Below are 26,190 nucleotides of genomic sequence, written 5' to 3'. Positions count from 1 at the left end.
CGCTCAGCCCTTTGCGGCTCCGGGCCCGGTCCTCTGCATGAAATCGAAATCGCAGCCCTCGTCGGCCTGCATGATGGTCTCGTTGAACAGCCAAGCGTAGCCGCGCCGCGCCTCCTCAGGCGCTGCGGCCGGCTTCAAGGCGGCGCGCCGCCGCTCCAGTTCGGCCGCGTCGACCAGCAGCTCGATGCTGCGCTTGGCCACGTCGAGGCTGATCATGTCGCCGTTCTGCACCAGGGCCAGCGGCCCGCCCACTGCGGATTCCGGCGTGATGTGCAGCACGATGGTGCCGAACGCGGTGCCGCTCATGCGTGCGTCCGAGATGCGCACCATGTCCTTGGTGCCGCCGCGCGCGAGCTTCTTCGGGATCGGCAGATAGCCCGCCTCGGGCATGCCCGGCGCCCCCTTCGGGCCGGCATTGCGCAGCACCAGCACGTCGTCGGCGGTGACGTCGAGATCGGGATCGTCGACCCGCAAGGTCATGTCCTCGACGGATTCGAACACCACCGCGCGCCCGGTGTGCTGCAGCAGCTTCGGGCTCGCGGCCGACTGCTTGATGACGGCGCCGCGCGGGGCGAGATTGCCGTGCAGGATGGCGAGGCCGCCCTCCTTCTTGATCGGATTGTCGCGCGGGCGGATCGCGTCCTGGCCGGGCACGTCCTCCGCATTCGCCACAACATCGCGCAGCGTCTGGCCCGAGATCGTCCGGGCGTCGAGATCGATGAGATCGCCGAGCTGCGCCAGCAGTTTCGGCACGCCGCCGGCGTGATGGAAATGCTCCATGTAATGCTCGCCCGACGGCTTGAGATCGACCAGCACCGGCACCTCGCGGCCGATCTGGTCGAACACTTCGAGATCGAGCCTATGCGGCGAACGATGCGCCATCGCGGTCAGATGGATCAGGCCGTTGGTCGAGCCGCCGATCGCCTGGAGAACGACCTGCGCATTCCTGAAAGAGGCAGGCGTCAGCAACTCGCTCGGCTTCGGCCCCTTCGTCTTCGCCATCTCGGCGGCCACCTTGCCGCTCGCCTCGGCAAGACGGAAACGCTCGGCATGCGGCGCCGGGATCGTCGCGCTCATCGGCAGCGACAGGCCCATGGCTTCGATCATGCAGGCCATGGTCGAGGCCGTGCCCATCACCATGCAGGTGCCGACCGACGGCGCGAGGCGCCCGTTCACCGCTTCGATTTCGGCATCGTCCATGTCGCCGGCGCGATATTTGGCCCAGAGGCGGCGGCAGTCCGTGCAGGCACCCAGCGCCTCGCCCTTGTGATGGCCGACCACCATGGGCCCTACGGGGATCACCACCGTCGGCAGATCCGCACTGATCGCAGCCATCACCTGCGCCGGCAGGGTCTTGTCGCAGCCGCCGATCACGATCACCGCATCCATCGGCTGGGCGCGGATCATCTCCTCGGTGTCCATCGCCATCAGATTGCGCAGATACATCGAGGTCGGATGCGCAAAGCTCTCCGCGATCGAGATGGTCGGGAACACGAACGGCATCGCGCCGGACAGCATCACGCCGCGCTTCGCGGCTTCGATGATCTGCGGGACGTTGCCGTGACAAGGATTGTAGTCGCTATAGGTGTTGGTGATCCCGACGATCGGGCGCTCCAGCGCGTCATCGGAATAGCCCATCGCCTTGATGAACGCCTTGCGCAGGAACAGCGAGAAGCCGGCATCGCCATAGCTCGTCAAACCCTTGCGCAGGCCACTCGTCATCAGGTCGCTCCCTTCGGCTTTGTCGTCGTCGTAAGGCCAGCCCCCTGATTGTCAATAAGCCGGGTTGCAGGCCTGACGCTTGGTGGCCGGGCCCCCTCAAGCGAGCATCTCACAGCACGGCTCGTCGCAGGTTCAACTCCCGAAGGTGATCCTACATCTGGTTTGCCGATTCTCGACGCTCCCGAATGAGCGCTAGTGCTCCGGTTCTCAGCTTCTCCCGCGCGGGTTCGGTGGAACTGGGCGCCGCTGCAATTTCATGGAGCAAGCATCTGAACCTCGTGGATCACCGGAAGGTGCGCCACGGCCCGACTTCCCTGCTCTTAAGGACAGCCGATACGGACAACCATCTCGAACGCAACTAAGAATGATTAGCAAGTAGTTGCATTCCCGGCCATTTCATGGAATCCTATTGCGAATGACTTGCAATCGCAGGGGGATTGCACGAACCCAAAGCCCCCTGCGTCGATCGGTGCCTTGGTTTGCGTGGGTTGGTGGATTGTCGTGGTTAGAAAATCGAGCTTCCCGGGCGCAATAGCGGCGGCAACCATCGTCGCCGGTTATCTTGCGAGCTGCGTCTCCGCCCTCGCTGACGAGGGCGCACGCGGCCTCGCTTATGCCGCTCCATGGCCCGGCTCCGCACCCGGTCTCGGCGTCAAGCTGCCGGGCGGCCTTCCGTCAGCTCACGCGGAGATCGACACCGAGCACATTTTCGGCTTCAGCATGGGCTCCGACATTGGCAAGCCCGGCGAGATCGAGATCGAGTTCGAGAATGTCGGCGCGTTCGGCAAGCGCTCCGGCAGCTACGCAGCCTGGGCCAATCTCAATCAGGCCAAATACACGGTCTCGGACAATTTCCGGATCGCACCCGGATTCGCATTGAGCGGACAGCGCATCAACGGCGTTCCGGGACTTGCCGATCATTCGGATGTCTCTTTCGGCGGGGCCGCGCTCGAACTGCGCTACAAGCTGGTCGATCGTGCCGTCGCGCCCTTTGGGCTGACCCTCCACGCACAGCCCGGCTGGAGCCGGATCGACGACGCCAGCGGCATGCATATCCAGCAATATGGCGCAGAGTTTGCCGCGCTCTTCGATCGCGAGCTGGTCAAGGACAGGCTGTTTGCGGCCTTCAACGTCTGGTACGGGACCGGCGGAACCCGCGAGATCGTCTCCAATCTTTGGCGACACGATTCCGAGATGCAGCTCCAGGCAGCGATCTCGTACGCAGTGCAGCCCGAACTCGTGCTCGGCCTCGGCATTCGCTACGCACGGGCGTATGACGGCGGCGCACTCGACCGCTTCGTCGGCGATGCCGTCTTCGCCGGCCCGACTTTCTCCTACACCATCTCGAAGGAAGTCGGCATCTCCGGCACCTGGCAGATGCAGGTTGCAGGCAGCGCGGTCGGCGACGGCCGCAGCCTCAACCTGGAGCAGTTCGAACGGCACCAGGCGCTGTTGCGTCTCAACCTCCATTTCTGATGTCGGACTTCGGATGAGTTGCGTTCTTGCGGAGCCCATGCGCTTGTCAGCGCGACCATTGTCGCTTGACGCAAGTTGGGCTTGCTCCGCTCTACCGATCTGCGCGCGGTAGCAAGCCGGACGTTGAAGACTGTTCAGTACCGTCTCAGCAGGCCGCGCCCTACGCCGGCCTCGCCATAGTCGGGGCAGGCTCTTGTCGGGTCCTTGATCAAGTCTGCCCGGACGCGCCTGAATGTTTTGCCGGCCGCGTCGGACACCTCCACGCGAAAGTCGCCGGGATCGTAAGTCTGGCCATCGCGGGCCTTGATGGCCGCAGCATAGGCGTTGATCATGGCCATCGCCGCATCAGGGCTGCCGAGCAGCCGCGCGCCGAGCTGAACGCTGCCGGCACCATCGACTTCATAGCCGACGCATCGCTGCTCGAGCACCGCGGACGCGGTGACGAGTTGGTCGAGGAACGTCGCCTCGGCATCGCTGAGCGTTGCGGCTCGCGCCGGTCCAAGCACGAGTCCCGGCAACATCGTCGCGAGCACCGCGACATCCGACATTTTGATTCTCATTGTCGTGGTACTCGAATTGCGGTCGCGCATATCGAGAACCAGACGATTTCCGAGCGGTGTTGACCTAGATCAAGGGGAGCGCCGCGCGTGCTTTGTCCGCTGGCGAGTCATGCTCCCCCAACGCGTCATTGCGAGCGCAGCGAAACAATCAAGAGTCGTTCCCGCGGAGGGATTCTGGATTGCTTCGCTGCGTTCGCAATGACGATGATGCCCTGGCGAGGACTACCGCTTATTCCAGTCGATCACTTGGCCCGGGTCGGCATCGAACTCCATGCTGCAGAACGTGCCGCCCTGGAAGTAATCGCCGACCGGGTCCGGCTTCAGCTTGGCCTGCTCGGCCATCGCGTGCTCGCGGAAATCTTCGGCGCGGCCGGTCGGGCGATAACCGAATTCGTAGGCCCTGTGATTATCCCACCAGGCGCGCTCGTTGAAGGAGGCGCCATAGAAGACCTCGAAATGGATGTCGGGATGCTCGAGTCCGATGCGGCAGAGCTGCACGAGGTCGTCGGGCTTGAGCCAGATCGCGAGCCGGCGCTGGTCCAGCGGCATGTCGCCGAAATTGCCGATGCGCAGGCAAGTCACCTTGAGGCCATGCTTGTCGGCGTAGAGCGCGCCGACGGCTTCGCCGAACACCTTGCTGACGCCATAGCGGCCGTCGGGGCGCGGGGTGACGTCGGTGCCGATCTTGTGGTGGCGCGGATAGAAGCCGACGGCATGATTGGACGAGGCGAACACCACGCGCTTGACGCCCTTGCGGTAGGCGGCCTCGAACAGATTGTAGCCGCCGATGATGTTGGCCTGGAGGATTTGATCCCAGGTGCCTTCGACCGAATAGCCGCCGAAATGGAGGATGCCGTCGACGCCCTCGCAAATCGCCTCGCACTGCGCGAGATCGGCGAGGTCCGCCGCCTTGAATTTTTCGCTGGCTCCGAGATCGGCCGGCGGCTTGATGTCGGAGAGCAGGAGATCAGGATAGATCGGCGGCAGCAGTTTGCGCAGACGCGTGCCGATTCCGCCCGAAGCTCCCGTCATCAGAATACGCGGCATGTCTTCCCTCGCCTGTGGTGACCGATTTGCGGTGCTAGATATCTGATGCTAGCAGACTTGGACAGAGGGAACGCAAGAACGAGAACTGCACATGAACGATGCATCGTCCCATGACCAGGGCTGGCGGCCGGCGACCTATTACCCCGATCCCGCAATCAAGGCACTCGATCCCCGCTTCGAAAAATACTGGCTGAAACTGTCGGCGGTGGAACGGCTGGCAACGGGCCTGCGCTGGGCGGAAGGCCCGGTGTGGTTTGGCGATGGGCGTTATCTGCTGTGCAGCGATATTCCGAACCAGCGCATCCTCAAATGGGAGGAAGAGACCGGCACCGTGAGCGTGTTCCGCAAGCCCTCGAATTTCGCCAATGGCAACACGCGCGACCGGCAGGGACGGCTGATCACCTGCGAGCATGGCGGGCGACGCGTTGTTCGCACAGAATATGACGGCAGCATCACCGTGCTGATGGACTCGTTCGACGGCAAGCGGCTGAACTCGCCGAACGACGTCGTCGTGAAATCCGACGGCTCGATCTGGTTCACCGATCCGACCTTCGGCCTGCTCGGCAATTACGAGGGCTACAAGGCCGAGCCCGAGATCGAGCCGAACGTCTACCGGTTCGATCCCGCGACCGGCAAGGCGACGATCGTCGCCGAAGGCGTGCTCGGTCCGAACGGGCTGTGCTTCTCGCCGGATGAGAAGATCCTCTACGTCGTGGAATCGCGCGGGGTGCCGAACCGCAAGATCCTCGCCTATGACGTCTCGGCCGACGGCACCACGATTTCCAACAAGCGCGTCCACATCGATGCCGGTCCAGGCACGCCCGACGGCATGCGCTGCGACATCGACGGCAATCTCTGGTGCGGCTGGGGCATGGGCGATCCCGAGCTCGACGGCGTGGTCGTGTTCGCGCCTGACGGCGTCATGATCGGCCGCATTGCCCTGCCCGAGCGCTGCGCCAACCTCTGCTTCGGCGGCCTCAAGCGCAACCGCCTGTTCATGGCAGCGAGCCAGTCGATCTATGCGCTGTATGTGAACACGCAAGGCGCGGTGGGGGGATAGTCTCTCCGCAAACGACCGCTTCGTAGGGTGGGTTAGCCGAAGGCGTAACCCACCTCTTTGGTGTCCGCGGTGACAGACGTGGTGGGTTACGCTTCGCTAACCCACCCTACGAAGTTCGCTCCTAGCAAATGACGCCGGGCAGACAAAAACGCCGGAGCGGTTGCCCGCTCCGGCGTCATGGTCGTTCACGCGATGATGCTTACGCCGCGTTGAAGCCGGCGACGGCCTTCACTTCGAGGAAGTCCTCGAGGCCGAACTTGCCCCACTCGCGGCCGTTGCCGGACTGCTTGTAGCCGCCGAACGGCGCGGTACGGTCGTTGGGCACGCCCTGAAGGTTGACGTTGCCGGCGCGGATCTGGCGACCGACGCGCTTGGCATCCTCGACCGACGGACCATAGACATAACCGGCGAGGCCATAAGGCGTGTCGTTGGCGATCTTGACCGCGTCGGCCTCGTCCTTGGCGCCGATGATCGTCAGCACCGGTCCGAAGATTTCCTCGCGCGCGATCGTCATGTCAGGGGTGACGTCGGCGAAGATGGTCGGGCGGACATAGAAGCCCTTGTTGACGCCTTCGGGCAGGCCCGGGCCACCGGCGACGAGCGTAGCGCCCTCGTCGATGCCCTTCTTGATCAGGCCCTGGATCTTGTCCCACTGACCGCGGTTCACCACCGGGCCGATGGTGGTGCCTTCGGCGCGGGGATCGCCGGCCTTGGTCTTGTCGGCGACGGCTTTCGCGATCGCGGCGACTTCCTTCATCTTCGAGGCCGGCACGATCATGCGCGAGGGCGCGTTGCAGGACTGGCCGGAGTTGTTGAACATGTGCATCACGCCGCCGGTCACCGCCTTCTGGAGGTCGGCGCCTTCGAGGATGACGTTCGGCGACTTGCCGCCGAGCTCCTGGCTGACGCGCTTGACGGTCGGCGCGGCGCGCTTGGCCACGTCGATGCCGGCGCGGGTCGAGCCGGTGAAGGAGATCATGTCGATATCGGGATGCTCGCTCATGGCGGCACCGACCTCGGGCCCGAGGCCGTTGACGAGGTTGAACACGCCCTTGGGCACGCCGGCTTCATGCAGGATCTCGGCGAAGATCAGCGCCGAGGTCGGGGTGAACTCCGACGGCTTGAGGATCATGGTGCAGCCGGCGGCGAGCGCGGGCGCGACCTTGCAGGCGATCTGGTTCAGCGGCCAGTTCCAGGGCGTGATCATGCCGACCACGCCGATCGGCTCGCGCAGCACCATGGCGGTGCCGACCGGCTCCTCGAAATGATAGTTCTTGAGCACGTCGAGCGTGGTCATGAGATGGCCGAGGCCGGCGCCGGCCTGCAGCTTTTCCGCCATCGGCAGCGGTGCGCCCATTTCGTCGGAGACGGCGGCGCCGATCTCCTTGAGACGGCCCTTGTAGATCTCGATGATCTTCGACAGCAGCGCGACGCGCTCGTCGCGGCTGGTCTGTGAGAAGGTGGCAAAGGCGCGCTTGGCGGCGGCGACGGCCTTGTCCACGTCGGCCTTGGAGCCCAGCGCAACCTCGTACATCGCCTCTTCCGTCGCCGGATTGACCACGGCGGTGGACTTCTTGACGGCGGGATCGACCCAGGCGCCGTCGATGTAGAATTGCATGCGATTGACCATCATTAACCTCTTCTTGGGGCTTGGAGGGGGCGTTTCGGCAGGCATCCTTGCACGAAAGCGCCGGCAATTGAACCCGCCATATGCGGGGCCAGCGTTGCGGCGGACGGAGGTTATATGAGCCGATGGCGGGAGCGTGGCAAGGCTCTCACGGCCGTCATTCCGGGGCGCGACAAAGTCGCGAGCCCGGAATCCATTTCACCACGTGGCCTGACGCCCGATGGATTCCGGGCTCGCGCTTCGCGCGCCCCGGAATGACAGCGGGGTTACCTCAGCTACACCGCCATCTTCCGGTGCAGCACGGGCGCGCCGGTGGTGAGGCTTTCGGCCGCATCGATGATCGCATTCGCATCGATGCCGTAGTGCCGATAAAGGTCCGCGATGCTGCCGGTCTGGCCGAACTGCTCGACGCCGAGTGCCTCGACGCGGTGGCCGCGGACGCTGCCGAGCCAGCCCAGCGCGGAGGGATGACCGTCGATCACGGTCACGATGCCGCAGTCGCGCGCCAGCGGCGCCAGCAGCTTTTCGATGTGGCTGAGATGCTGCACGCCGCGGCGGTCGCGCCGCAATTTTCGCGCGGCGGTCCAACCGGCGTGGAGACGATCCGCCGAGGTGATCGCGAGCAGGCCGACGTCGCGGCGGCTCTCGCCGATGAAGCCGGTGGCCTCGATCGCCTCCGGCGCGACTGCGCCGGTATAGGCGATCACGACTTCGGCATTCGGGCCCGGCTTGCGCAGCCAATAGGCGCCGTCGGTGATGCCCTGCCTCAGTTCCGGCGTCATGATCCGCTGCGCCTGCTCGATGCTGCGCGTGGAAAGGCGCAAATAAACCGAGCCGCCCTCGCCCGCCTCGCGCTGCATGTGCTCAAAACCGAACGCCATGATCACGGCGAGCTCGTCCACGAAGGCCGGCTCGAACGAGGCGAGCCCGTCCTGCGCCATGCCGATCAGCGGCGTCGCGATCGACTGGTGCGCGCCGCCCTCCGGCGCGAGCGTGATGCCTGATGGCGTCGCCGCCACCATGAAGCGGGCGTCCTGGTAGCAGGCATAGTTCAGCGCATCGAGCCCGCGCTCGATGAAGGGATCGTAGAGCGTGCCGACGGGCAGCAGCCGCTCGCCGTTGATCTGGTGCGACAGGCCGAGCGCGGAGAGCATGATGAACAGGTTCATCTCGGCGATGCCGAGCTCGAGATGCTGGCCCTTGGGCGAGGCGTCCCAATTGTAAGTGGACGGAATTTTCTCGCTGCGGAATAAATCCGCCTTCTCGGCGCGCGCGAACAGGCCGCGGCGGTTCACCCAGGGACCGAGATTGGTGGAAACAGTGACGTCGGGCGAGGTCGTGACGATACGCCTCGCCAGCTCGCTGTCGCTGCGGGCGATCTCGTTCAGCACGAGGCCAAAGCCCTGTTGGGTCGACATCTGCGGCGACGGCTTGAAGGCCAGCTGCTGCGGCACCTCAACGACGGGCGCCGTCAGCCGGCGGCCGTCCTGGTTGAACGGCACACGCGAGAGGAAAGCCTCGAGCTCGGCCGCATCCTGCGACAACCCTTCGAACTTGTCCCATTCATGTCCGAGCCGGATGTTCTGGCTGTCGCGATACTTCTCCATCTGCGCGACCGTCATCAGGCCGGCGTGGTTGTCCTTGTGGCCCTGGAACGGCAGGCCGACACCCTTGATGGTATAGGCGATGAAGCAGACCGGGCGATCGTGATCGATGGAATCGAACGCCTCGAGCATGCTCGCCATATCGTGGCCGCCGAGGTTCGACATCAACGCGAGCAGCTCCTCGTCGTTGCGCCTGTCGATCAGCTTCGTGATCGGGCCCTGGTCGCCGATCTCGTCGTGCAGATGCTTGCGGAAGGCCGCACCGCCCTGGAAGCACAGCGCCGCATAGAGTGCGTTCGGGCAATTGTCGATCCAGCGCTTGAGCGCCTCGCCGCCCGCTTCCGCAAACGCTTCGCGCATCAGGCGGCCGTATTTCACGATCACCACGTCCCAGCCGAAATTGCGGAACATGGTCTCGAACTTTTCCCAGAGCCCCTCGCGAACGACGGCGTCGAGCGACTGCCTGTTATAGTCGACCACCCACCAGGTGTTGCGCAGGCCGTGCTTCCAGCCCTCCGCCAGGGCCTCGAAGATGTTGCCCTCGTCCATCTCGGCGTCGCCGACGAGCGCAATCATCCGCCCTTCGCGGCGGTCCTTCATCCAGCCATGCGCCTTGACGTAGTCCTGCACAAGCGAAGAGAACAGCGTCTGCGCGACGCCGAGGCCGACCGAGCCGGTGGAGAAATCGACGTCGTCGACGTCCTTGGTGCGCGAGGGATAGGACTGCGCGCCCTTGAAGCCGCGAAAGTTCTCCAGCTTCTCGCGACTCTGCCGGCCGAACAGATACTGGATGGCGTGGAAGACCGGGCTCGCATGCGGCTTCACCGCAACGCGATCCTCGGGGCGCAGCACGTGGAAGTACAGCGCGGACATGATGGTCGCGAGCGAGGCGGAGGAGGCCTGGTGGCCGCCGACCTTGAGGCCGTCCGCATTGGCGCGAATGTGGTTGGCGTGGTGGATGGTCCAGGACGACAGCCACAGCGCCTTGCGGGCGAGCGCAGTCAGGGTGTCGAGGCGAGCGGGGTCAACGGGCATGGCGATGCTCCGGGAAACAAGCCCCGATCATACCCCTGCGGGCCGCGCCAAACTTCTCAATTTTTCGCGCCATACCGGCCAGGATTGGGATATTTTACCAATCAGACCCTTCCTGACCCAGGTTCCATCCCAATGCCAGAGCTCGACGCCATCGACCGCAAAATCCTCAGCCACCTCCAGAACGACAGCCGGATGACCATGCAGGAGCTTGCCGACAAGGTCGGACTCTCCGTCTCACCCTGCCATCGCCGGGTCAAGCTGCTGGAAGAGCGCGGCGTGATCTCGCGCTATATCGCGACCGTGGACCAGAAGGCACTCGGCCTGCATGTCAGCGTGTTCATCTCGATCAAGCTGGCGCGGCAGAAGGAGGAGGACCTCAACCGCTTCGCCCGCGCGATCTCGAAATGGGACGAGGTGCTGGAATGCTATCTGATGACCGGCAATCGCGACTACCTGCTCCGCGTCGTCGCCGCCGACCTCGCCTCCTACGAGACGTTCCTCAAGACCAAGCTGACCCGGCTCGACGGCATCGCCTCGATCGAGTCGAGCTTTGCGCTGAGCCAGGTGAAGTATTCGATCGCGCTGCCGGTGTGACCTGCGTCAACGGGATCGCATGTCACATGGACGCAACAAACCCCGCCGATGGTCGTTGTGACTGGTATCCGAGCCGAGAGAAGGACCCATGACCGCATCCGATCGAAAATCCCAGGCCTCCAAGCGCGAGCGCATCATCCGGGAAATGGCAGACGATCTCGACGAGGAACTGGAGATGGAGCTGGATGATACCCGTCTCGACGAGCTCCTCGACGAGGCCGGAACGCTGAAAGCGACGGTTGATCGCAGGCTCTATTTCCGGGAACTGCTTCGCCTCCAGGGTGAGCTCGTCAAGCTCCAGGACTGGGTGCAGAGCGAGAAGAAGAAGGTCGTGGTGCTGTTCGAGGGCCGCGACTCCGCCGGCAAGGGCGGCGTGATCAAGCGCATCACCCAGCGACTCAATCCCCGCATCTGCCGCGTCGCGGCGCTTCCGGCGCCGAACGAACGCGAGCGCACGCAATGGTATTTCCAGCGCTACGTCGCGCACCTGCCGGCCGGCGGCGAGATCGTGCTGTTCGACCGCAGCTGGTACAACCGCGCCGGCGTCGAGCGCGTGATGGGGTTCTGCTTGGAGGACGAATATCAGGAGTTCTTCAAGTCAGTGCCGGAATTCGAGCGCATGCTGATCCGCTCCGGCATCATCATGGTCAAGTACTGGTTCTCGATCACCGACGACGAGCAGCAGTTCCGCTTCACCATGCGCATCAAGGATCCCCTGAAGCAGTGGAAGCTGAGCCCGATGGACGTCGAGTCCCGCAGTCGCTGGGAGGCGTACACCAAGGCCAAGGAGACGATGCTGGAGCACACGCATCTGCCGGATAGCCCATGGTGGATCGTCGATGCCGTGGACAAGAAGCGCGCCCGGCTCAACTGCATCGCGCATCTATTGACTCAGATCCCGTACCAGGAGGTCGCGCGGGCTCCGGTGACGCTGCCGCCGCGCGTGCGCAACCCCGACTATCAGCGAGGCCCGGTGCCGCCGGAGATGTACGTGCCGGCGAAATATTGACGGCGGTCTCGCAGGTCGGGCAAAGGCGCGTGGCGCCGTGCCCACCATGCGTCCGTGTTTGCGGTGAGAATGGTGGGCACGCTGCGCTTTGCCCACCCTACGCGGCCGTCAACGCCATGGCTGCACGATGATCTTGGTGTGCATCTCCGGATTGGCGAGATCGGCGAAGGCCTTGGCGACGCCGTCGAGGCCAATCTCGGCCGTCACCATCGCCGCGGCATCCACCTGCCCTTCCGCGATCAGCCGCAGTGACGCCGCAAACTCGTCCGGCGTGTAGCCTAGCACGTACTGGACATTGAGCTCCTTCATGATGCCGAGCATGGGCTCGGTTCTGTCGGTCTCCATGCAGACGCCGACCACGACGATGCGCGCGTCCCGCGGCGCGCCTTCGAACACCTGCTGCAGCAGGCCGGGCACGCCAACGCATTCGAAGATGATCGCCGGCTTCAGCGCCGGCAGCATGGCCCGGAACGGCGGTCGCGCCGCCTTCTCCGCCTCCGACATCTGCGCGTGCTCGGCCCAGGTCGCATAGGGCTGCGAGACCCGGGGATCCACCACGACGTCCGCGCCCAGCTTCGCCGCGAGCGCGCGCCGGGCCGGCGAATAGTCCGCGGCGACGATCGGGTGCAGGCTCCTGAGCTTCAGCGCAGCGATCACCGCGAGGCCGACCGGACCGCAGCCGATCACGAGCGGCACCTCGCCGCCGCTGATATTGGCTTTCGCGACGGCGTGGACGCCGACCGCCAGCGGCTCGGTGAGCGCGGCATGCTCCGGCGCAAGACCGTTGGGCACTTCGAGCAGCAGCGCTTCGCTCAGCAGCATCGCCTCGGCATAGCCGCCGATATTGTCGTTGGAATAGCCGATGCCTTCGATGCCCTGCGGCGTCAGCAGCGCCGGCAGCGAGCAGACGCGGGTGCTGGGCTTGAGCTTGCGCTCGGTGCCGGCGCCGTAGTCGACGATTTCGCAGCAGAACTCGTGGCCGAACACGACGTCGCGGCTGAGGTCCATCGGCTTACGCCCGGTCTTCCGCGTCATTTCCACCATGCGATGGGCGTGCTGGCGCGCGTGCAGGTCGGAGCCGCAGATGCCGCAGGCGAGCGTCCTGACCAGCACCTGGCCGGGGCCCGGCTTCGGCTCCGCGATCCGGTCGACGACGATCTCTCCGTTCCTGAAAATCGCGGCTCGCATCCGGCTCCTCCCGTCTTGTTTGGAGCGCTGATACCACGACGCCCGAGGGGCGAACTTGCGTCAGGCGTTCGGGGAGCGCTCTTCCAGCACCAGGAGTTGGGCGCGACGAACACGCTCGCGATGGGCGATGTAGAGGCCGCTGGCGACAATGAAGGCCGCGCCGGTGATGGTGAAGACGTCGGGCACTTCACCGAAGATGAAGAAGCCGAGGATGCTGACCCAGAGCAACTGCGTGTAGGAGAAAGGTGCCAGCACCGAGGCATCGCCATAGCGATAGGCGAGAACGACGATCCACTGGCCTGCGGTCGAGGCGACGCCGATGAAGATGCCGAGCGCGACCGCGGTCCAGGATGGCGTGACCCAGACGAACGGCACCAGCGCGGTCAGGATCGCGAGCCCCGTCAGCGAGGAGTAGGCCATGGTGGTGACGACGGCTTCCCGCCCGCTCATCATGCGCGTGAGGATCAGGGTGCCGGCCCAGCATGCCGCCGAGACCAACGGAAAGAATGCGGCGGGGTGAAACGCGCTGGTGCCCGGACGCAGGATGATCAGCACGCCGATGAGGCCGAGCGCGGTCGCGAGCCAGCGGCGCATGCCGACCTTCTCGCCGAGGAAGACGATCGAAAGCGCCGTGACGAACAGCGGCGCAACGAAGCCGGTGGCGGATGCCTCCGCGATCGGCAGGAAGCCGAGACCCGTGATGAAGAACAGCGAGGAGCCAAGCAGCGCCGCGCCGCGCATCACGTGAAGGCCGGGACGCTTCGTGCGCATCGCATAGAGCGGCGAGGCGGGCAGCATCACCGGCGTGAACAGCAGCGTGAAGGTGAGGAAGCGGATCCAGGTGATCTCGATCGACGGCAGGCTGGTCGACAGATACTTCGCGGTGACGTCGGAACAGCCGAGGAATATCGTCGACAGCAGGACCAGTGCAATCCCTCTGAAGGGATGATCGACGCGCGCAGGCGCGCGGCGAGCCTCCTGCTTCTTCTCCGGAATGGGCATGGGAATACTGTCGAGCCTTGCGGCTGCGGCGGGCGGCGGTGTCACGGCTGGAACCCGGGCAAATGCGAATCGAGAACGCCGGCAACAAACGACAAATGCGCCGCGTTCACAACTTCAGAAAACAGGAGGCCGATATGCGCGGGCCGCCGCGCGCGTCAATGCTCCGTTAATGTTGCCCGTTGTGCACTACAGCATGGGCAGGCCGCGCGGCTTCGGCCCGCGGGGGAACGCGGCATCCAGCGCAGCAATCTCGTCCTTCGTCAGCACGAGATCGCCGGCTGCCGCATTCTCGGCGGCATGCTCCGCAGACGAGGCCTTCGGGATCGCGAACACCGTAGTCGCACGGGTGAGGAAGCTCAGCGCGACCTGACGCGGCGTCACACGACGCGCCTCCGCGATACGGGCCAGCACGGCGCCGCCCTTGCTGCTGCTTGCGGGGAAATCATCATGACCGAACGGCGAGTAGGCAACGACGGCGACGCCGTGCCGCTCGCACCACGGGATCACGGCATGCTCGATCGCGCGTTCCTTGAGATGATAGAGCACCTGGTTGCACGCGATCCGACCCTCGCCCGCAACGTCGAGAATTTCGTCGAGATCGTCCGCGTCGAAGTTGGAGACGCCCCAGGATTTGATCTTGCCTGATTTCACCAGTTCCTCGAACGCAGCGACGGTGTCCTCCAGTGGATAGGAGCCGCGCCAGTGCAAGAGATAGCAGTCGAGCCGGTCGGTCTTGAGCCGCTTCAGCGAGCGCTCGCAAGCGGTGATGGTTCCGTTCCGCGAGGCGTTGCTGGGCAGCACTTTCGAGACGAGGAACACCTCGTCGCGCCGGCCCGCGATCGCATCAGCAATGACGAGCTCGGCATCGCCATACATCTCGGCGGTGTCGATATGGGTCATGCCGAGATCGAGCCCGCGCTGAAGCGCCGCGATCGCGCGCTTGCGGTCGCCATGGTCGAGGTACCACGTGCCCTGCCCGATGACGGAAACGTTGGCGTCGGTCTTGCCGAAGGGGTGCGTGTTCATGTTTATCCCTCAGATGCTCCACTTTAGAGATCGCTGAGGAGGAGCGCGCGGCACCATAGGGGACAATTGAAGGCGCGTCGATTGGTTGCGAGCGTAGCGAAGCAATCCAGAATCTCTCAATGGCAAGGCTCTGAACTGCATCGGTACGCTGGCAATGGCTTTGGAGAGAGCCGGCCTACCCCGCTGCGCCAGCGACCTTCACCTGCTGGATCGACACCGCCCCCGTCGTCGCGATCAGCCGCTTCAGCTCCGGGATGCAGGAGCCGCAATTGGTGCCGGCCTTGAGCTTCTCGCCGATCTCGGCGGCCGTGCGCGCGCCAGTTTCAATCGCGTCGCAGATGGTGCCACGGCCGACACCGAAGCAGGCGCAGACGACCGGGCCGGTCGAACCCGCGCCTTCGCTGGACTTGCCTGACAGCAGCATGCGGCGCTGCTCGTCGGTGACCTGGTCGGCGGCGAATGCACTCTTCACCACCTCCCAATCGCCGGCATCGTGCGCGGGTCCGACGAACAGGCAGGTCTCGATCCGGTCGCCTGCGAACGAGGCGGCGCGATAGACCCCACCGCCGAAATCGCGATATTCGGCGACGTCTTCGCCCGCGACGTTCTCGAGCCAGGCGGGCCAGCGCGCAAGATCGCCGTTGTCCGCGAAGAGATAACCGAAGCCGCCGGCGACCGTGACGCGGGTCCACAACAGGCTCTGCGGCAGATCGACCTGCTTTCGCGACAGCGCGAAGCCGCGGAAGACGAATTCGTAAGGAGCGATCGCGGCCGGCGTCGCTTTCGCCTCCGGCTGGCCCGAGAACGGATCGGTGAAGGACTGCACCAGCGCGCCGACGCGGCCGTGTGAGGCATTCATCGCGCTCCAGTGGATCGGCGCGAACAACACGCCGCGCTGCTGCCGTTCGCTCACGACGGCCTTCAGGATGCACCGGCCGTAATCGGTGGTGATGCGGGCATAGCCGTCGTGCACGATCCCGTATTTGCTGGCATCATCAGGATGGATCTCGACGAACGGCTCGGGCAGATGCGCGCCCAGCCGCTGGCTCATCCCCGTGCGTGTCATGGTGTGCCACTGGTCGCGGATGCGCCCGGTGTTGAGCCGCAAGGGACGCGACGGACCGGTCTCGCCGCGCAGCGCCGGCACTTCCGGCGCGACGAAGCGGCCCTTGCCATCATTGGTGAAGAAGCCGCCTTGCGCAAAGAAGCGCTCGTCGGGCGTCTGCCCCTCGCGCGCGGGCCACTGCACCGGCTCCAAGGCGTCGAACGCGTCGTCGGTCAGCGACATCAGCGCGCCGATGTCGAAATCGCGGCTGCCGCCGTTCTCGAACGCCGAGAGCGCCGCATGCTCGCGAAAGATATCGGCGGCGGATTTGTAGTTGAAGCTTCCGCCGAAGCCGAGGCGCTTTGCGGTCTCGCTCAAAATCCACCAATCGGGGCGCGCCTCGCCCGGCGCAGGCAGGAACGCCCGCTGGCGCGAGATACGCCGCTCGGAATTGGTCACCGTGCCTGACTTCTCGCCCCAGGCCAGCGCCGGCAGCAGCACATGCGGACCAGCCTCGACCGTGTCGTTGGAGAGCACGTTCTCGGAGACCACGAACAGTTCGAGCTTCTTGAGGGCTTCTCGGACCATGTCGGCGTCCGGCAGCGACACCGCCGGGTTGGTGCCCATCACCCACAGCGCCTTGACCTCGCCGCGGTTGATGGCCTCGAACAATTGCACCGCCTTCAGCCCCTCATGGGTGGCGATGCGCGGCGCCCTCCAGAACCGCCTGACGCGATCGATGTCGGGTGGCGTGAAACCCATATGAGCCGCGAGCATATTGGCGAGGCCGCCGACCTCGCGACCGCCCATCGCATTGGGCTGGCCGGTGAGCGAGAACGGCGAGGCACCGGGCTTGCCGATGCGCCCCGTCGCAAGATGGCAGTTCAGGATGGCGTTGACCTTGTCGGTCCCCTGCGCCGACTGGTTGACCCCTTGCGAATAGAGCGTGACGACCTTCTCGGTGTCACGGAACATCCTGAAGAAGGTGGCGACGTCCTGCTCGGACAGGCCCGTGGCAAGCGCGGTCGCGCCGACGCTGCCGGCGATGTTGCGCGCACGGACCAGCGCGTCGTCGAATCCCGACGTGTTGGAGGCGACGTAGTCCCGATCCAGCGCGCCATTATCGGCGAGATGAACGAACAGGCCGCAGAACAGCGCCGTATCGGTGCCGGGCTTGAGGCCGAGGAAGAGATCGACGTCGCTGGCCGTGTCGGTACGGCGCGGGTCGACCACGATCATGCGGGCGCCGCGCTCCTGCCGGTTCTTCAGCATGCGCTGGAACAGCACGGGATGGCACCAAGCCGCATTCGAGCCGACGAAGACGAGCAAGTCAGCCTGGTCGAGATCCTCGTAGCAGCCGGGCACGGTGTCGGCGCCGAAAGCGCGCCGATGGCCCGCGACCGAGGAGGACATGCAGAGCCGCGAATTGGTATCGACATTGGCCGTGCCGACAAACCCCTTCAGCAGCTTGTTGGCGACGTAATAGTCCTCGGTCAGGAGCTGGCCCGAGAGATAGAACGCCACCGCGTCGGCGCCATCGCGCGCCACGATGTGCTGCATGCGATGGGCGACATGATCGAGCGCGTCGCTCCAGGCGACGCGTTCGAGCACGCCCTTGCAGCGTATCATCGGATAAAGCAGCCGGCCTTCGAGCCCGACGGTCTCGCCGAGCGCCGAACCCTTGGAGCAGAGCCGGCCAAAATTGGCGGGATGATCGGGATCGCCCGCGATCGCCGCGCCGCCCTTGCCGTCGGGCGTCGCCAGCACGCCGCAGCCGACGCCGCAATAGGGGCACGTCGTCTTGGTGGTGCGGAGGTTTGGATCGATCGCCGTCATATCAAGCAGCTTTCGAAGACTGCACGAGCGCGCGGCCGAACATCATGTCGGTGCGGATCGCCGCGACCTTGTCGCGATTGCGGATCAGTTCGAGGTACCAGAGCGCATCGACGGTATCGCCGATCAGCACGGCACCTGTGAGCCGGCCGTCGGCGATCACGAGCTTCTTGTAAGTGCCGCGCCTGCGGTCCGACAGCACGAGACTCTCGCTGCCCTCCCCGCCCATGAAGTCGCCGGCGGAGAACACGCTGACGCCCGAAACCTTCAGGTTGGTCGAGACCACGCTTCCTTGATAGGCGGCAGAACGGCCGGCGAGATGCCGCGCCAGCACGCGCGCCTGCTCATAGGCCGGCTCGACCAGGCCATAGCAGGTACCGCGATGTTCGGCGCATTCGCCGAGAGCGAAGATGTCGGACGAGGAGGTCTGCATGACGTCGTTGACCACGACGCCGCGATTGACCGCAATTCCCGCTTCTTTCGCCAGCGAGACGTTCGGCTTGATGCCGGCAGCGAAGATCACGGCGTCGGCCTCGATCCGGCTGCCGTCGGCGAGCTCGACGGCCTCGACGTGACCATCGCCATGGATGCGGGCAGTCGAGGCGTTGAGCAGGATGCGGATGCCCTTGCGTTCGACCAGCGTCTTCAGCAGATCGGCGGCGGGTGCATCGAGCTGGCGCTCCATCAGCCGGTCCATGAGATGCAGCAGCGTCACCGTCGCGCCGGCCTTGGCGAGACCGTAGGCCGCTTCAAGGCCAAGCAGGCCGCCCCCGACCACGACGACGCGCTTCTTCGCCGCCGCGAGCGTCAGCAGCAGGTCGACGTCGCGGGTATCGCGGAAGGTGTGCACGCCGGCAAGATCGGCGCCCGGCACGTTGAGCCGCAGCGGCGTCGAGCCGGTGGCGAGGATGAGCTTGGAATACTCCATGCTCTCCTCGCCTTCGATCTTCAGCTCGCGGCGACCGGTGTCGATCTCGGTGACGCGATAGCCGTAGCGGACCGTGACGCCGCGGTGGCGCCACCACTCGGCGGGCCGGAGCTCGATCTCGTGCGAGCCGGTCTCGCCGGCCAGCACGGAGGAGAGCAGCACGCGGTTGTAAGCGAGCCGCGGCTCTTCGCCGATCACGGCGACGGCGTAGCGGCCGAGCGCGGTCTTCGCGAGCTCGTCGACCAGACGCGCGGCCGCCATACCGTTACCGACGATGACGAGCGGTTCACTCACAAGGCATCTCCTATTCGGCGGCCTGCGACTGTGCGCCATAGGCCTCGGAAATCATGTAGCCGGACAGCACGCCGTATGCGTCGGTCCAGGCCTTGGCGAGTTCGGGCGTCCAGGCATCGCCAAGACCCTTCTCCAGGGTCCAGAGCAAGGCGGCGCCGACGACGGGGTAGTGCTCGGCCTTGGCGCCGTAGGCGACGTGGCGCTTGGCGAGCGCGGAGGCTGCGGGAAGAACCGAGTTCAGGTTCGAGAGACCGCCGACGACGGCAGCGAGCATCCCCATCAGCTTCTTGCGCTGCTCGGTCATGTCCTCGGGAAACATCGCGCGTACCGACGGCGCCACCTCGAAAAGGCGATCGTAGAACATCACCGCAGCCTGCTCCGATATCGGCGCAACCTTGGAAAAGCTCTGCTGGATGAGGGTGACCTGTTCTGGCGTCATGATGTTCTCCTGTCTGTTTCGGTCTGCCTTTGTCCGCGCCATTGCGGAAAAAGTTCATGAGTCAAACGTCATCAGAGAGACTTCTCCCCGCGTACGGGGAAAAGCGACATTCGTGCCAAGTGGTCACGTTCACACACGCGCCTCGGTGAGGCTTGGCGCGACTTCACGCCGTCGATCATCGGGGCACGTGCATGTTGTTTGCGTCGAAAGCTTCGTTTACGCGGCCTCGACGAAGCGGTGACGCTCGTAGAGGAATTCGAGCACGCGCTGGCGGCACTTCAGATAGGTGCCGTTGGTCGCGAGCTCGAGCCGCTTGCGCGGCCGCGCCAGCGGCACCTCCAGCACCTCGCCGATGCGCGCGCTCGGCCCGTTCGTCATCATCACGATGCGGTCGGACAGCAACACGGCCTCGTCGACGTCGTGGGTGATCATCAGAATGGTGTTGCCGAGCTTCTGGTGCAGCGCCATCACGGAGTCCTGCAAGTGGGCGCGGGTCAGCGCGTCGAGCGCACCGAACGGCTCATCGAGCAGCAGCACTTTCGGCTCCATGGCGAGCGCCCGCGCGATGCCGACGCGCTGCTTCATGCCGCCGGAGATCTCGGAAGGACGCTTGTCCCTGGCATGGGCCATCTGCACGAGGTTGAGATTGTGCATCACCCAGGCGTCGCGTTCGGCGCGGGACTTGGTCCTGGCGAAAACCTTGTCGACGCCGAGCTTGACGTTCTCGTAGACGGTCAGCCACGGCAGCAGGCTGTGGTTCTGGAACACCACGGCACGGTCGGGCCCCGGCGAGTTCACCTCCCGGTTCTCCAGCAGCACGCCCCCGGTGGTGGCGCCCGTCAGCCCTGCGATGATGTTGAGCAGGGTCGACTTGCCGCAGCCGGAATGACCGATGATGGAGACGTATTCGCCCTTCTCGATCGTGAGGTTGATGTCCTTCAGCACCTCCGTGGTGGCGGCGCCGCGGGTGAAGACCTTGTCGATGTGGTCGAGCTTCAGATAGGCGGTCATGTGATCTGCTCCCTCAATTCTGCGCGGTGCCGCGGGTGACGATCTTGCCGAGGCCCGCGATCATGCGGTCCAGCACGAAGCCGACGATGCCGACATAGAACAGCGCCAGGACGATCTCGCTGATATGCGAGGAGTTCCAGGCGTCCCAGATGAAGAAGCCGATGCCGACGCCGCCGATCAGCATTTCCGCCGCGACGATCGCAAGCCACGACAGACCGATGCCGATGCGAAGGCCCGTGAAGATGTAGGGCGCCGCCGCCGGGATCATGATCTTTGCGAAGAATTCGAGCGGATTGAGTTGCACGACGGCCGCGACGTTGCGGTAATCCTGCGGAATGTTGCGGATGCCGACAGCGGTGTTGATGATGATCGGCCAGATCGAGGTGATGAAGATGACGAAGATCGCCGAGGGCTGGCCGTCGCGGAACGCCGCGAGCGACAGCGGCAGCCAGGCGAGCGGCGGAATGGTGCGCAGCACCTGGAACAACGGATCGAGCCCGCGCATCGCCCAGACCGACTGCCCGACCAGCACGCCGAGCGCGATGCCCGCGATGGCCGAGAGGGAATAGCCGAAGGCGACGCGCTGGAGACTGGCGGAAAGGTGCCAGAACAGGCCCTTGTCGATGCCGCCATTGTCGAAGAACGGATCGAGGATCAGCTCCCTGGTGTCCGTGAACACCTTCGACGGCGGCGGCAGCGCCGAGCCGGCGCGGCGGCAGACCAACTCCCACACCAGCGTGAGCAGCGCGATCACGACCAGCGGCGGGATCACGCGCACGGCCGTCTCCCGTGCCATGCGCGCATAGGCTTCGGCGCGTGGGGGACGCCTTGGCGTCATCGCGACGACCGGCGCGGAGCTGGCCGCGGGCTTCGCGGTTTCAATCTCGATCTTGGCGGCAGTCATGTTCATCGCAATCTCTCTCCGGCTTCAAGGGACGATGCGGCCGCCCACAGGCGGCCGCTGGCTCCATCAGACTTCGACGCGCTTGATCGCGAGCGACTTGAGATAGGCAGCCGGATTTTCCGGATCGAACACCTTGCCGTCGAAGAAGGTCTCCTTGCCGCGCGAGGTGGAGGCCGGGATGTCGGCAGCCGCAACACCGAGGGTCTTGGCCGCGTCGCGCCACATGTCCTCGCGATTGACCTTCCCGATCAGTGCCTTGCTGTCGAAGCCGGCTTCATATTTGCCCCAACGGATGTCCTCGGTCATGAACCAGAGGTCATGACTCCGGAACGGATAGGAAGCATGATCGCGCCAGTACTTCATGATGTGCGGCGAGTTCTCGACGATCTTGCCGGGAATGCCGTAGTCGAACTTGCCTTTGGCGCGGTCGGCGATGTCTTCGACCGGACAGTTGATCCACTGGCGCTTCGCCATGATGGTGGCGAGCTCTGCCTTGTTCTCCATCTTGTCGGCCCATTGTTGGGCCTCCATCACGGCCATGAGGATCGCTTTCGCGGCCTTGGGATTCTTGTCGACCCAGGCCGCGCGCATGCCGAGCGACTTCTCTGGGTGCTTGCTCCAGATTTCGCCGGTGTTGACGGCGGTGTAGCCGATGCCCTGATGGACAAGCTGCCCGGGCCATGGTTCGCCGACGCAGAAGGCGTCCATGGTGCCGACCTTCATGTTGGCCACCATCTGAGGCGGCGGCACCGTGATGGTCTCGACGTCCTTGTCGGGATCGATTCCGCCGGCGGCGAGCCAATAGCGGATCCAGAGGTCATGCGTGCCGCCAGGAAAGGTCATCGCGACTTTCACTGACTTGCCGTCGGCCTTCTTCTTCTCGAAGGCGGCCTTGAGCGCCGAGGCATCCGCGCCGACCTTGAGGTCGGCATATTCCTTGGCGACCGAGATGCATTGAGCATCGAGATTGAGCCGCGCCAGGATGTACATCGGGGTCGGCTGGTTGTTCTGCGTCACCTTGCCGGCCGAGATCAGATAAGGCATCGGGGTGAGGATATGCGCGCCGTCGATGCCGTTGCCTTCGGAGCCGAGCACGAGGTTGTCGCGCGTGGTGCCCCAGGAGGCCTGCTTCTGCACGTCGGTGTCGGGCATGCCGTATTTGGCGAACAGGCCCTTGTCCTTGGCGACGAACAGCGGGCCAGCATCGCTCAGCGCAATGAAGCCGAGCTTGGCGCCCTTGACTTCGGGACCTGCGTCCTGCGCGAAGGCGCCGGCGGGGAAGTTCAGTTTTGCTGCGGCGAGAAGCGCGGCGGTGGAGCCGGTGGCTTTCAACAGTTGACGGCGGCTGAGGCCAGTCGTTTCCGAGGGCCGGCGGGTGCGCTTGGTCATAGGCTGTGTCGTCCTTTGCGTCTGTGCGGAATGATTTGCGGCTGTGCGCGCGAGCGGCCCGTCCGTCCGTGGCGCCGTTTTGGCGCATGCGAACGCGCGACGGGGGGACCCCCGTCTGGCGGCGTCAGCAAATCGGATGAGAATTCTCGCGGGACGGCTTCAATGGCGTCGGCTTGGAACCATTCAAGCTTCATGCCAAGCCAGGCGCTAAAAAAAGGCTCAATGAATCAATCGATTAAGCGAGGCGCACCAGATTGTCGCAGGCGAGTTCCGCATGCAAAATTTGCGACTTGCACATTGCTTGTGCGGCGCACAAAGCTTGTGCAGAAGCTCAAGCAACAGGCCGCGATGGCGCTCAAATCGCATCTGATGAAATGCCATCATATTGAACTTATTCATATTTTTGACGAGTCGCATCGGCACGCAATTTGCATCGTACTCACCGTCAACGAAGACTGCGGCTTGCCGCATTGTTGCAGCCTCTGGCGGCTGCACCCCGGAAGCTCAAATGCTTCGCGGCCTTCCCGGCTTTAAAGTCCTCGTGACGCGATTCCCAAGGCTTCCAGACTTTCCATAACCCGTGCGCGGCAGGGCTGCCCGCACAGCCGATGACGTTCGCCGCGCTCTCCGGAGCGTGTCGAAACTCTCACCTATGAAGCAAAAGGAAGCATCGATGTCGTATCTCGCGCCTTCGGAATTCGTCACCAAGATGGTGGATGCGGGCGAGTCCAAGATTTTCATGTCCACCCGGGATACCATCATCCGAGCCTACATGGCGGGTGCCATCCTGGCCCTGGCGGCCTGGTTCGCCGTCACCATCACGGTGAACACGGGCCAGCCGCTGGTCGGCGCGCTGCTGTTCCCGGTCGGCTTCTGTATGCTCTATCTGCTGGGCTTCGACCTCCTGACCGGCGTGTTCGTGCTCTCGCCGCTCGCCCTGATCGACAAGCGTCCGGGCGTCACGGTCGGCGGCGTGCTGCGCAACTGGGGCCTCGTCTTCGTCGGCAACTTCGCCGGCGCCTTCACCGTGGCCTTCATGATGGCCTTCGTCACAACCTTCGGCTTCACCCAGGCCCCCGACAAGGTCGGAGCGGCGATCGGCAACATCGGTGAAGGCCGGACGCTCGGCTATGCCGCGCACGGCGCGGCCGGCATGGCGACGTTGTTCATGCGCGGCATGCTCTGCAACTGGATGGTCTCGACCGGCGTCGTCGGCGCCATGATCTCGACCTCGGTCCCCGGCAAGGTCATCGCGATGTGGATGCCGATCCTGGTTTTCTTCTACATGGTGTTCGAGCATTCCGTCGTGAACATGTTCCTGTTCCCCTCCGGGCTGCTGCTCGGCGCGAAGTTCTCGATCATGGATTATCTGATCTGGAACGAGATCCCGACCGTGCTCGGCAATCTCGTCGGCGGCCTCGCCTTCACCGGCATGACGCTCTATGCCACGCACGTGATGACCCTGCCGAAGCGCCAGGCCGGCAAGACGACGCGGCCGCGCGTTGCGGCCTGATCAAACCCGTCTCGACAGGGGAGCCTCGCCCGGCCAGGGTGAGGCTCCCGTCTCCTGGTTATGACGATGAGCCCCGGTCTCCAGATCTCGGTCGGCCAGCATTCCGACAAGGGTCGCAAGCCCATCAACCAGGATTTTCACGGCGTCCTGATTCCGCAGGAGCCGCTGCTCAGCCTGAAGGGCGTCGCCGCCGTCCTCGCCGACGGCATCTCCTCCAGCACGGTGAGCCAGATCGCCAGCGAGTCGGCGGTCAAGAGCTTCCTGATGGACTATTACTGCACGTCGGAATCCTGGACGGTGAAGACCTCCGCCCGCCGCGTGCTGGACGCGACCAATTCCTGGCTGCACGCGCAGACGCGCAAGAGCCAATATGCCTATGACCGCGACAAGGGCTATGTCTGCACCCTCAGCGCCATGGTCATCAAGGCGACCACCGCGCACATCTTCCATGTCGGCGATTGCCGCATCTACCGCGTCGCGGGCAAGGCGCTCGAGCAGCTGACCGACGATCACCGCATCATCGTGTCGTCCGAGCAGACCTATCTCGGCCGCGCGCTCGGCATCAATCCGCAGCTCGAGATCGACTACCAGGCGTTCGAGGTCGAGGCCGGCGACATCTTTCTGCTGGCAACCGACGGCGCGTACGAATTCGTCGACGCACGCTTCGTCACGAGCGCGCTGAATGAGCATGCGGGCGATCTCGACGCGGCGGCGAAGGCCATCGTCGAGGAAGCCTACCGGCGCGGCAGCGACGACAACATCACCGTCCAGGTCCTGCGCATCGATGCGGTGCCGCAGCGCGAGCCGGCTGGCATCTTCAATCAAACCGCACAATTGCCGCTTCCGCCGCTACCTGAGCCGCGTGCGATCTTCGACGGCTACCGGATCGTTCGCGAAATTCACGGCAGCAGCCGCAGCCACATCTATCTTGCCGTCGATGTGGAGACGGGAGAGCCGGTCGCGCTCAAGCTGCCGTCGGTCGACCTGCGCGACAATGCCGCGTACCTGAAGCGCTTTTTGATGGAGGAGTGGATCGCGCGCCGCATCGACAGTCCGCACGTGCTGAAGCCGCTGTCACAGTCGAGGCGGCGCGGCTATCTCTACGTCGCGACCGAATTCGTCGAGGGGCAGACCCTGAAGCAGTGGATGGTCGACAATCCGCGCCCCGATCTCGAAACCGTCCGCGGGTTGGTCGAGCAGATCGCGGCGGGCCTGCGCGCCTTCCATCGCATGGAGATGCTGCACCAGGACCTCAGGCCCGACAACATCCTGATCGACAAGACCGGCACCGCCAAGATCATCGACTTCGGATCGGTCAGGGTGGCAGGGGTCGCCGAAGCGGCGCCGCCGGACGAGGTCGACGAAATCCTGGGAACGATGCAGTACACGGCGCCGGAGTATTTTCTTGGACAGGGCGGCTCGCCGCGCTCCGACATGTTTTCGCTGGCCGTGATCTGCTACCAGATGCTGACGGGAAAGCTGCCCTACGGCACACAGATCGCCAGGATCCGGCGCAAGGCGGACGTGCGAAGGCTCCAGTATCGCCCGGCGGACGAGAACCGTAGCGTGCCGGCCTGGGTCGACGGCGCGCTCAGGCGCGCGCTGCATCCCGATCCCTACAAGCGACACGAGGACCTGTCCGAATTCGTCTTCGAGCTTCGCACGCCCAACCCGGCCTATCTCGACACGCGAATGACGCCGCTCCTGGAGCGCAACCCGCTGATGTTCTGGAAGGTGACGTCGGCGGCGCTCGCCTGCGCGGTCATCGTGCTGCTGGCTATGCTGCATGCGCGCTAGTGTGCGCTCATGAGGCGCACACGTAAGCGTCTGGCGGCTAAACGGACATCTGCGGCTGGGTCGGCGCACAGTCGCTCCTTACCTCCG

The 26,190-nt window shown here is 64.7% G+C and carries 20 protein-coding genes; 6 read left to right on the top strand and 14 right to left on the bottom strand.

Features of this window, described 5'->3' with window-relative positions; genetic code table 11:
- Positions 1-3 precede the first annotated feature (3 nt).
- The gene (locus AX729_RS27850; protein ID WP_061027413.1) at positions 4-1,722 is read right to left on the bottom strand and encodes an IlvD/Edd family dehydratase; all 1,719 of its coding nucleotides are present in this window, start codon (positions 1,720-1,722) and stop codon (positions 4-6) included.
- 501 nt (positions 1,723-2,223) lie between these two features.
- On the opposite strand from AX729_RS27850, the gene AX729_RS27845 reads away from it, so the two are divergent.
- Entirely contained in the window at positions 2,224-3,198 is a 975-nt protein-coding gene (locus tag AX729_RS27845; RefSeq protein ID WP_245325422.1) for a DUF6662 family protein, read from the top strand.
- Between the two features lie 134 nt (positions 3,199-3,332).
- Here AX729_RS27845 and AX729_RS27840 read toward each other — a convergent pair whose 3' ends face one another.
- Positions 3,333-3,758, bottom strand: a complete 426-nt coding sequence (locus AX729_RS27840; protein ID WP_061027434.1) for a hypothetical protein — start codon at positions 3,756-3,758, stop codon at positions 3,333-3,335.
- A gap of 222 nt (positions 3,759-3,980) precedes the next feature.
- Positions 3,981-4,805, bottom strand: a complete 825-nt coding sequence (locus tag AX729_RS27835) for an NAD-dependent epimerase/dehydratase family protein (RefSeq protein WP_061027411.1) — start codon at positions 4,803-4,805, stop codon at positions 3,981-3,983.
- A 91-nt stretch (positions 4,806-4,896) separates the two neighbouring features.
- On the opposite strand from AX729_RS27835, the gene AX729_RS27830 reads away from it, so the two are divergent.
- Complete coding sequence (locus tag AX729_RS27830) at positions 4,897-5,865, top strand: SMP-30/gluconolactonase/LRE family protein (protein ID WP_061027410.1); 969 nt, start codon at positions 4,897-4,899, stop codon at positions 5,863-5,865.
- A 199-nt stretch (positions 5,866-6,064) separates the two neighbouring features.
- Here the strand turns inward: AX729_RS27830 and AX729_RS27825 are convergent, their stop codons facing one another.
- Positions 6,065-7,495, bottom strand: coding sequence for an aldehyde dehydrogenase family protein (locus AX729_RS27825; RefSeq protein WP_061027433.1), 1,431 nt, complete (start codon positions 7,493-7,495; stop codon positions 6,065-6,067).
- A gap of 272 nt (positions 7,496-7,767) precedes the next feature.
- Complete coding sequence (locus tag AX729_RS27820; protein ID WP_061027409.1) at positions 7,768-10,131, bottom strand: thiamine pyrophosphate-binding protein; 2,364 nt, start codon at positions 10,129-10,131, stop codon at positions 7,768-7,770.
- A 132-nt stretch (positions 10,132-10,263) separates the two neighbouring features.
- On the opposite strand from AX729_RS27820, the gene AX729_RS27815 reads away from it, so the two are divergent.
- Both AX729_RS27815 and ppk2 read left to right on the top strand, forming a co-directional pair.
- A complete protein-coding gene (locus AX729_RS27815) occupies positions 10,264-10,725 on the top strand; it encodes an Lrp/AsnC family transcriptional regulator (protein WP_028177825.1) in 462 nt (153 codons plus the stop codon).
- Positions 10,726-10,813: 88 nt separating this feature from the next.
- Positions 10,814-11,734 carry a polyphosphate kinase 2 gene (gene ppk2 / locus AX729_RS27810; RefSeq protein WP_061027408.1) on the top strand — a complete coding sequence of 307 codons (921 nt, stop codon included), beginning with the start codon at positions 10,814-10,816 and terminating at the stop codon, positions 11,732-11,734.
- A 108-nt stretch (positions 11,735-11,842) separates the two neighbouring features.
- Here the strand turns inward: ppk2 and AX729_RS27805 are convergent, their stop codons facing one another.
- The 9 genes from AX729_RS27805 to AX729_RS27765 all read right to left on the bottom strand — a co-directional run bounded on the left by AX729_RS27805 (position 11,843) and on the right by AX729_RS27765 (position 22,793).
- Entirely contained in the window at positions 11,843-12,922 is a 1,080-nt protein-coding gene (locus AX729_RS27805) for a zinc-binding dehydrogenase (protein ID WP_061027407.1), read from the bottom strand.
- A gap of 60 nt (positions 12,923-12,982) precedes the next feature.
- A complete protein-coding gene (locus tag AX729_RS27800; RefSeq protein ID WP_061027406.1) occupies positions 12,983-13,924 on the bottom strand; it encodes a DMT family transporter in 942 nt (313 codons plus the stop codon).
- A 186-nt stretch (positions 13,925-14,110) separates the two neighbouring features.
- Positions 14,111-14,950 carry an aldo/keto reductase gene (locus AX729_RS27795; protein WP_061027405.1) on the bottom strand — a complete coding sequence of 280 codons (840 nt, stop codon included), beginning with the start codon at positions 14,948-14,950 and terminating at the stop codon, positions 14,111-14,113.
- 175 nt (positions 14,951-15,125) lie between these two features.
- Positions 15,126-17,831, bottom strand: coding sequence for a nitrate reductase (locus tag AX729_RS27790; protein WP_061027404.1), 2,706 nt, complete (start codon positions 17,829-17,831; stop codon positions 15,126-15,128).
- A gap of 1 nt (position 17,832) precedes the next feature.
- Positions 17,833-19,050: an NAD(P)/FAD-dependent oxidoreductase gene (locus AX729_RS27785; RefSeq protein ID WP_197433685.1), complete on the bottom strand. Its 1,218-nt coding sequence runs from the start codon at positions 19,048-19,050 to the stop codon at positions 17,833-17,835.
- Between the two features lie 10 nt (positions 19,051-19,060).
- Positions 19,061-19,489: a globin family protein gene (locus AX729_RS27780; RefSeq protein ID WP_061027432.1), complete on the bottom strand. Its 429-nt coding sequence runs from the start codon at positions 19,487-19,489 to the stop codon at positions 19,061-19,063.
- Between the two features lie 216 nt (positions 19,490-19,705).
- The gene (locus AX729_RS27775) at positions 19,706-20,500 is read right to left on the bottom strand and encodes an ABC transporter ATP-binding protein (RefSeq protein WP_061027402.1); all 795 of its coding nucleotides are present in this window, start codon (positions 20,498-20,500) and stop codon (positions 19,706-19,708) included.
- A 13-nt stretch (positions 20,501-20,513) separates the two neighbouring features.
- A complete protein-coding gene (ntrB, locus tag AX729_RS27770; protein WP_061027401.1) occupies positions 20,514-21,410 on the bottom strand; it encodes a nitrate ABC transporter permease in 897 nt (298 codons plus the stop codon).
- Positions 21,411-21,470: 60 nt separating this feature from the next.
- Positions 21,471-22,793: a CmpA/NrtA family ABC transporter substrate-binding protein gene (locus tag AX729_RS27765; protein WP_061027400.1), complete on the bottom strand. Its 1,323-nt coding sequence runs from the start codon at positions 22,791-22,793 to the stop codon at positions 21,471-21,473.
- Between the two features lie 673 nt (positions 22,794-23,466).
- On the opposite strand from AX729_RS27765, the gene AX729_RS27760 reads away from it, so the two are divergent.
- Positions 23,467-24,306: a formate/nitrite transporter family protein gene (locus AX729_RS27760; protein ID WP_061027431.1), complete on the top strand. Its 840-nt coding sequence runs from the start codon at positions 23,467-23,469 to the stop codon at positions 24,304-24,306.
- A 60-nt stretch (positions 24,307-24,366) separates the two neighbouring features.
- Positions 24,367-26,103 (top strand): bifunctional protein-serine/threonine kinase/phosphatase, encoded by a 1,737-nt coding sequence (locus tag AX729_RS27755; RefSeq protein ID WP_061027399.1) that lies wholly within the window; start codon positions 24,367-24,369, stop codon positions 26,101-26,103.
- Positions 26,104-26,190 lie beyond the last annotated feature (87 nt).

The sequence above is a fragment of the Bradyrhizobium sp. CCH5-F6 genome (assembly GCF_001556045.1).
Lineage (GTDB): Bacteria > Pseudomonadota > Alphaproteobacteria > Rhizobiales > Xanthobacteraceae > Bradyrhizobium.
The sequence above is the reverse complement of the archived record's forward strand: the minus strand, read 5'-3'. Positions and strand labels throughout refer to the sequence as shown.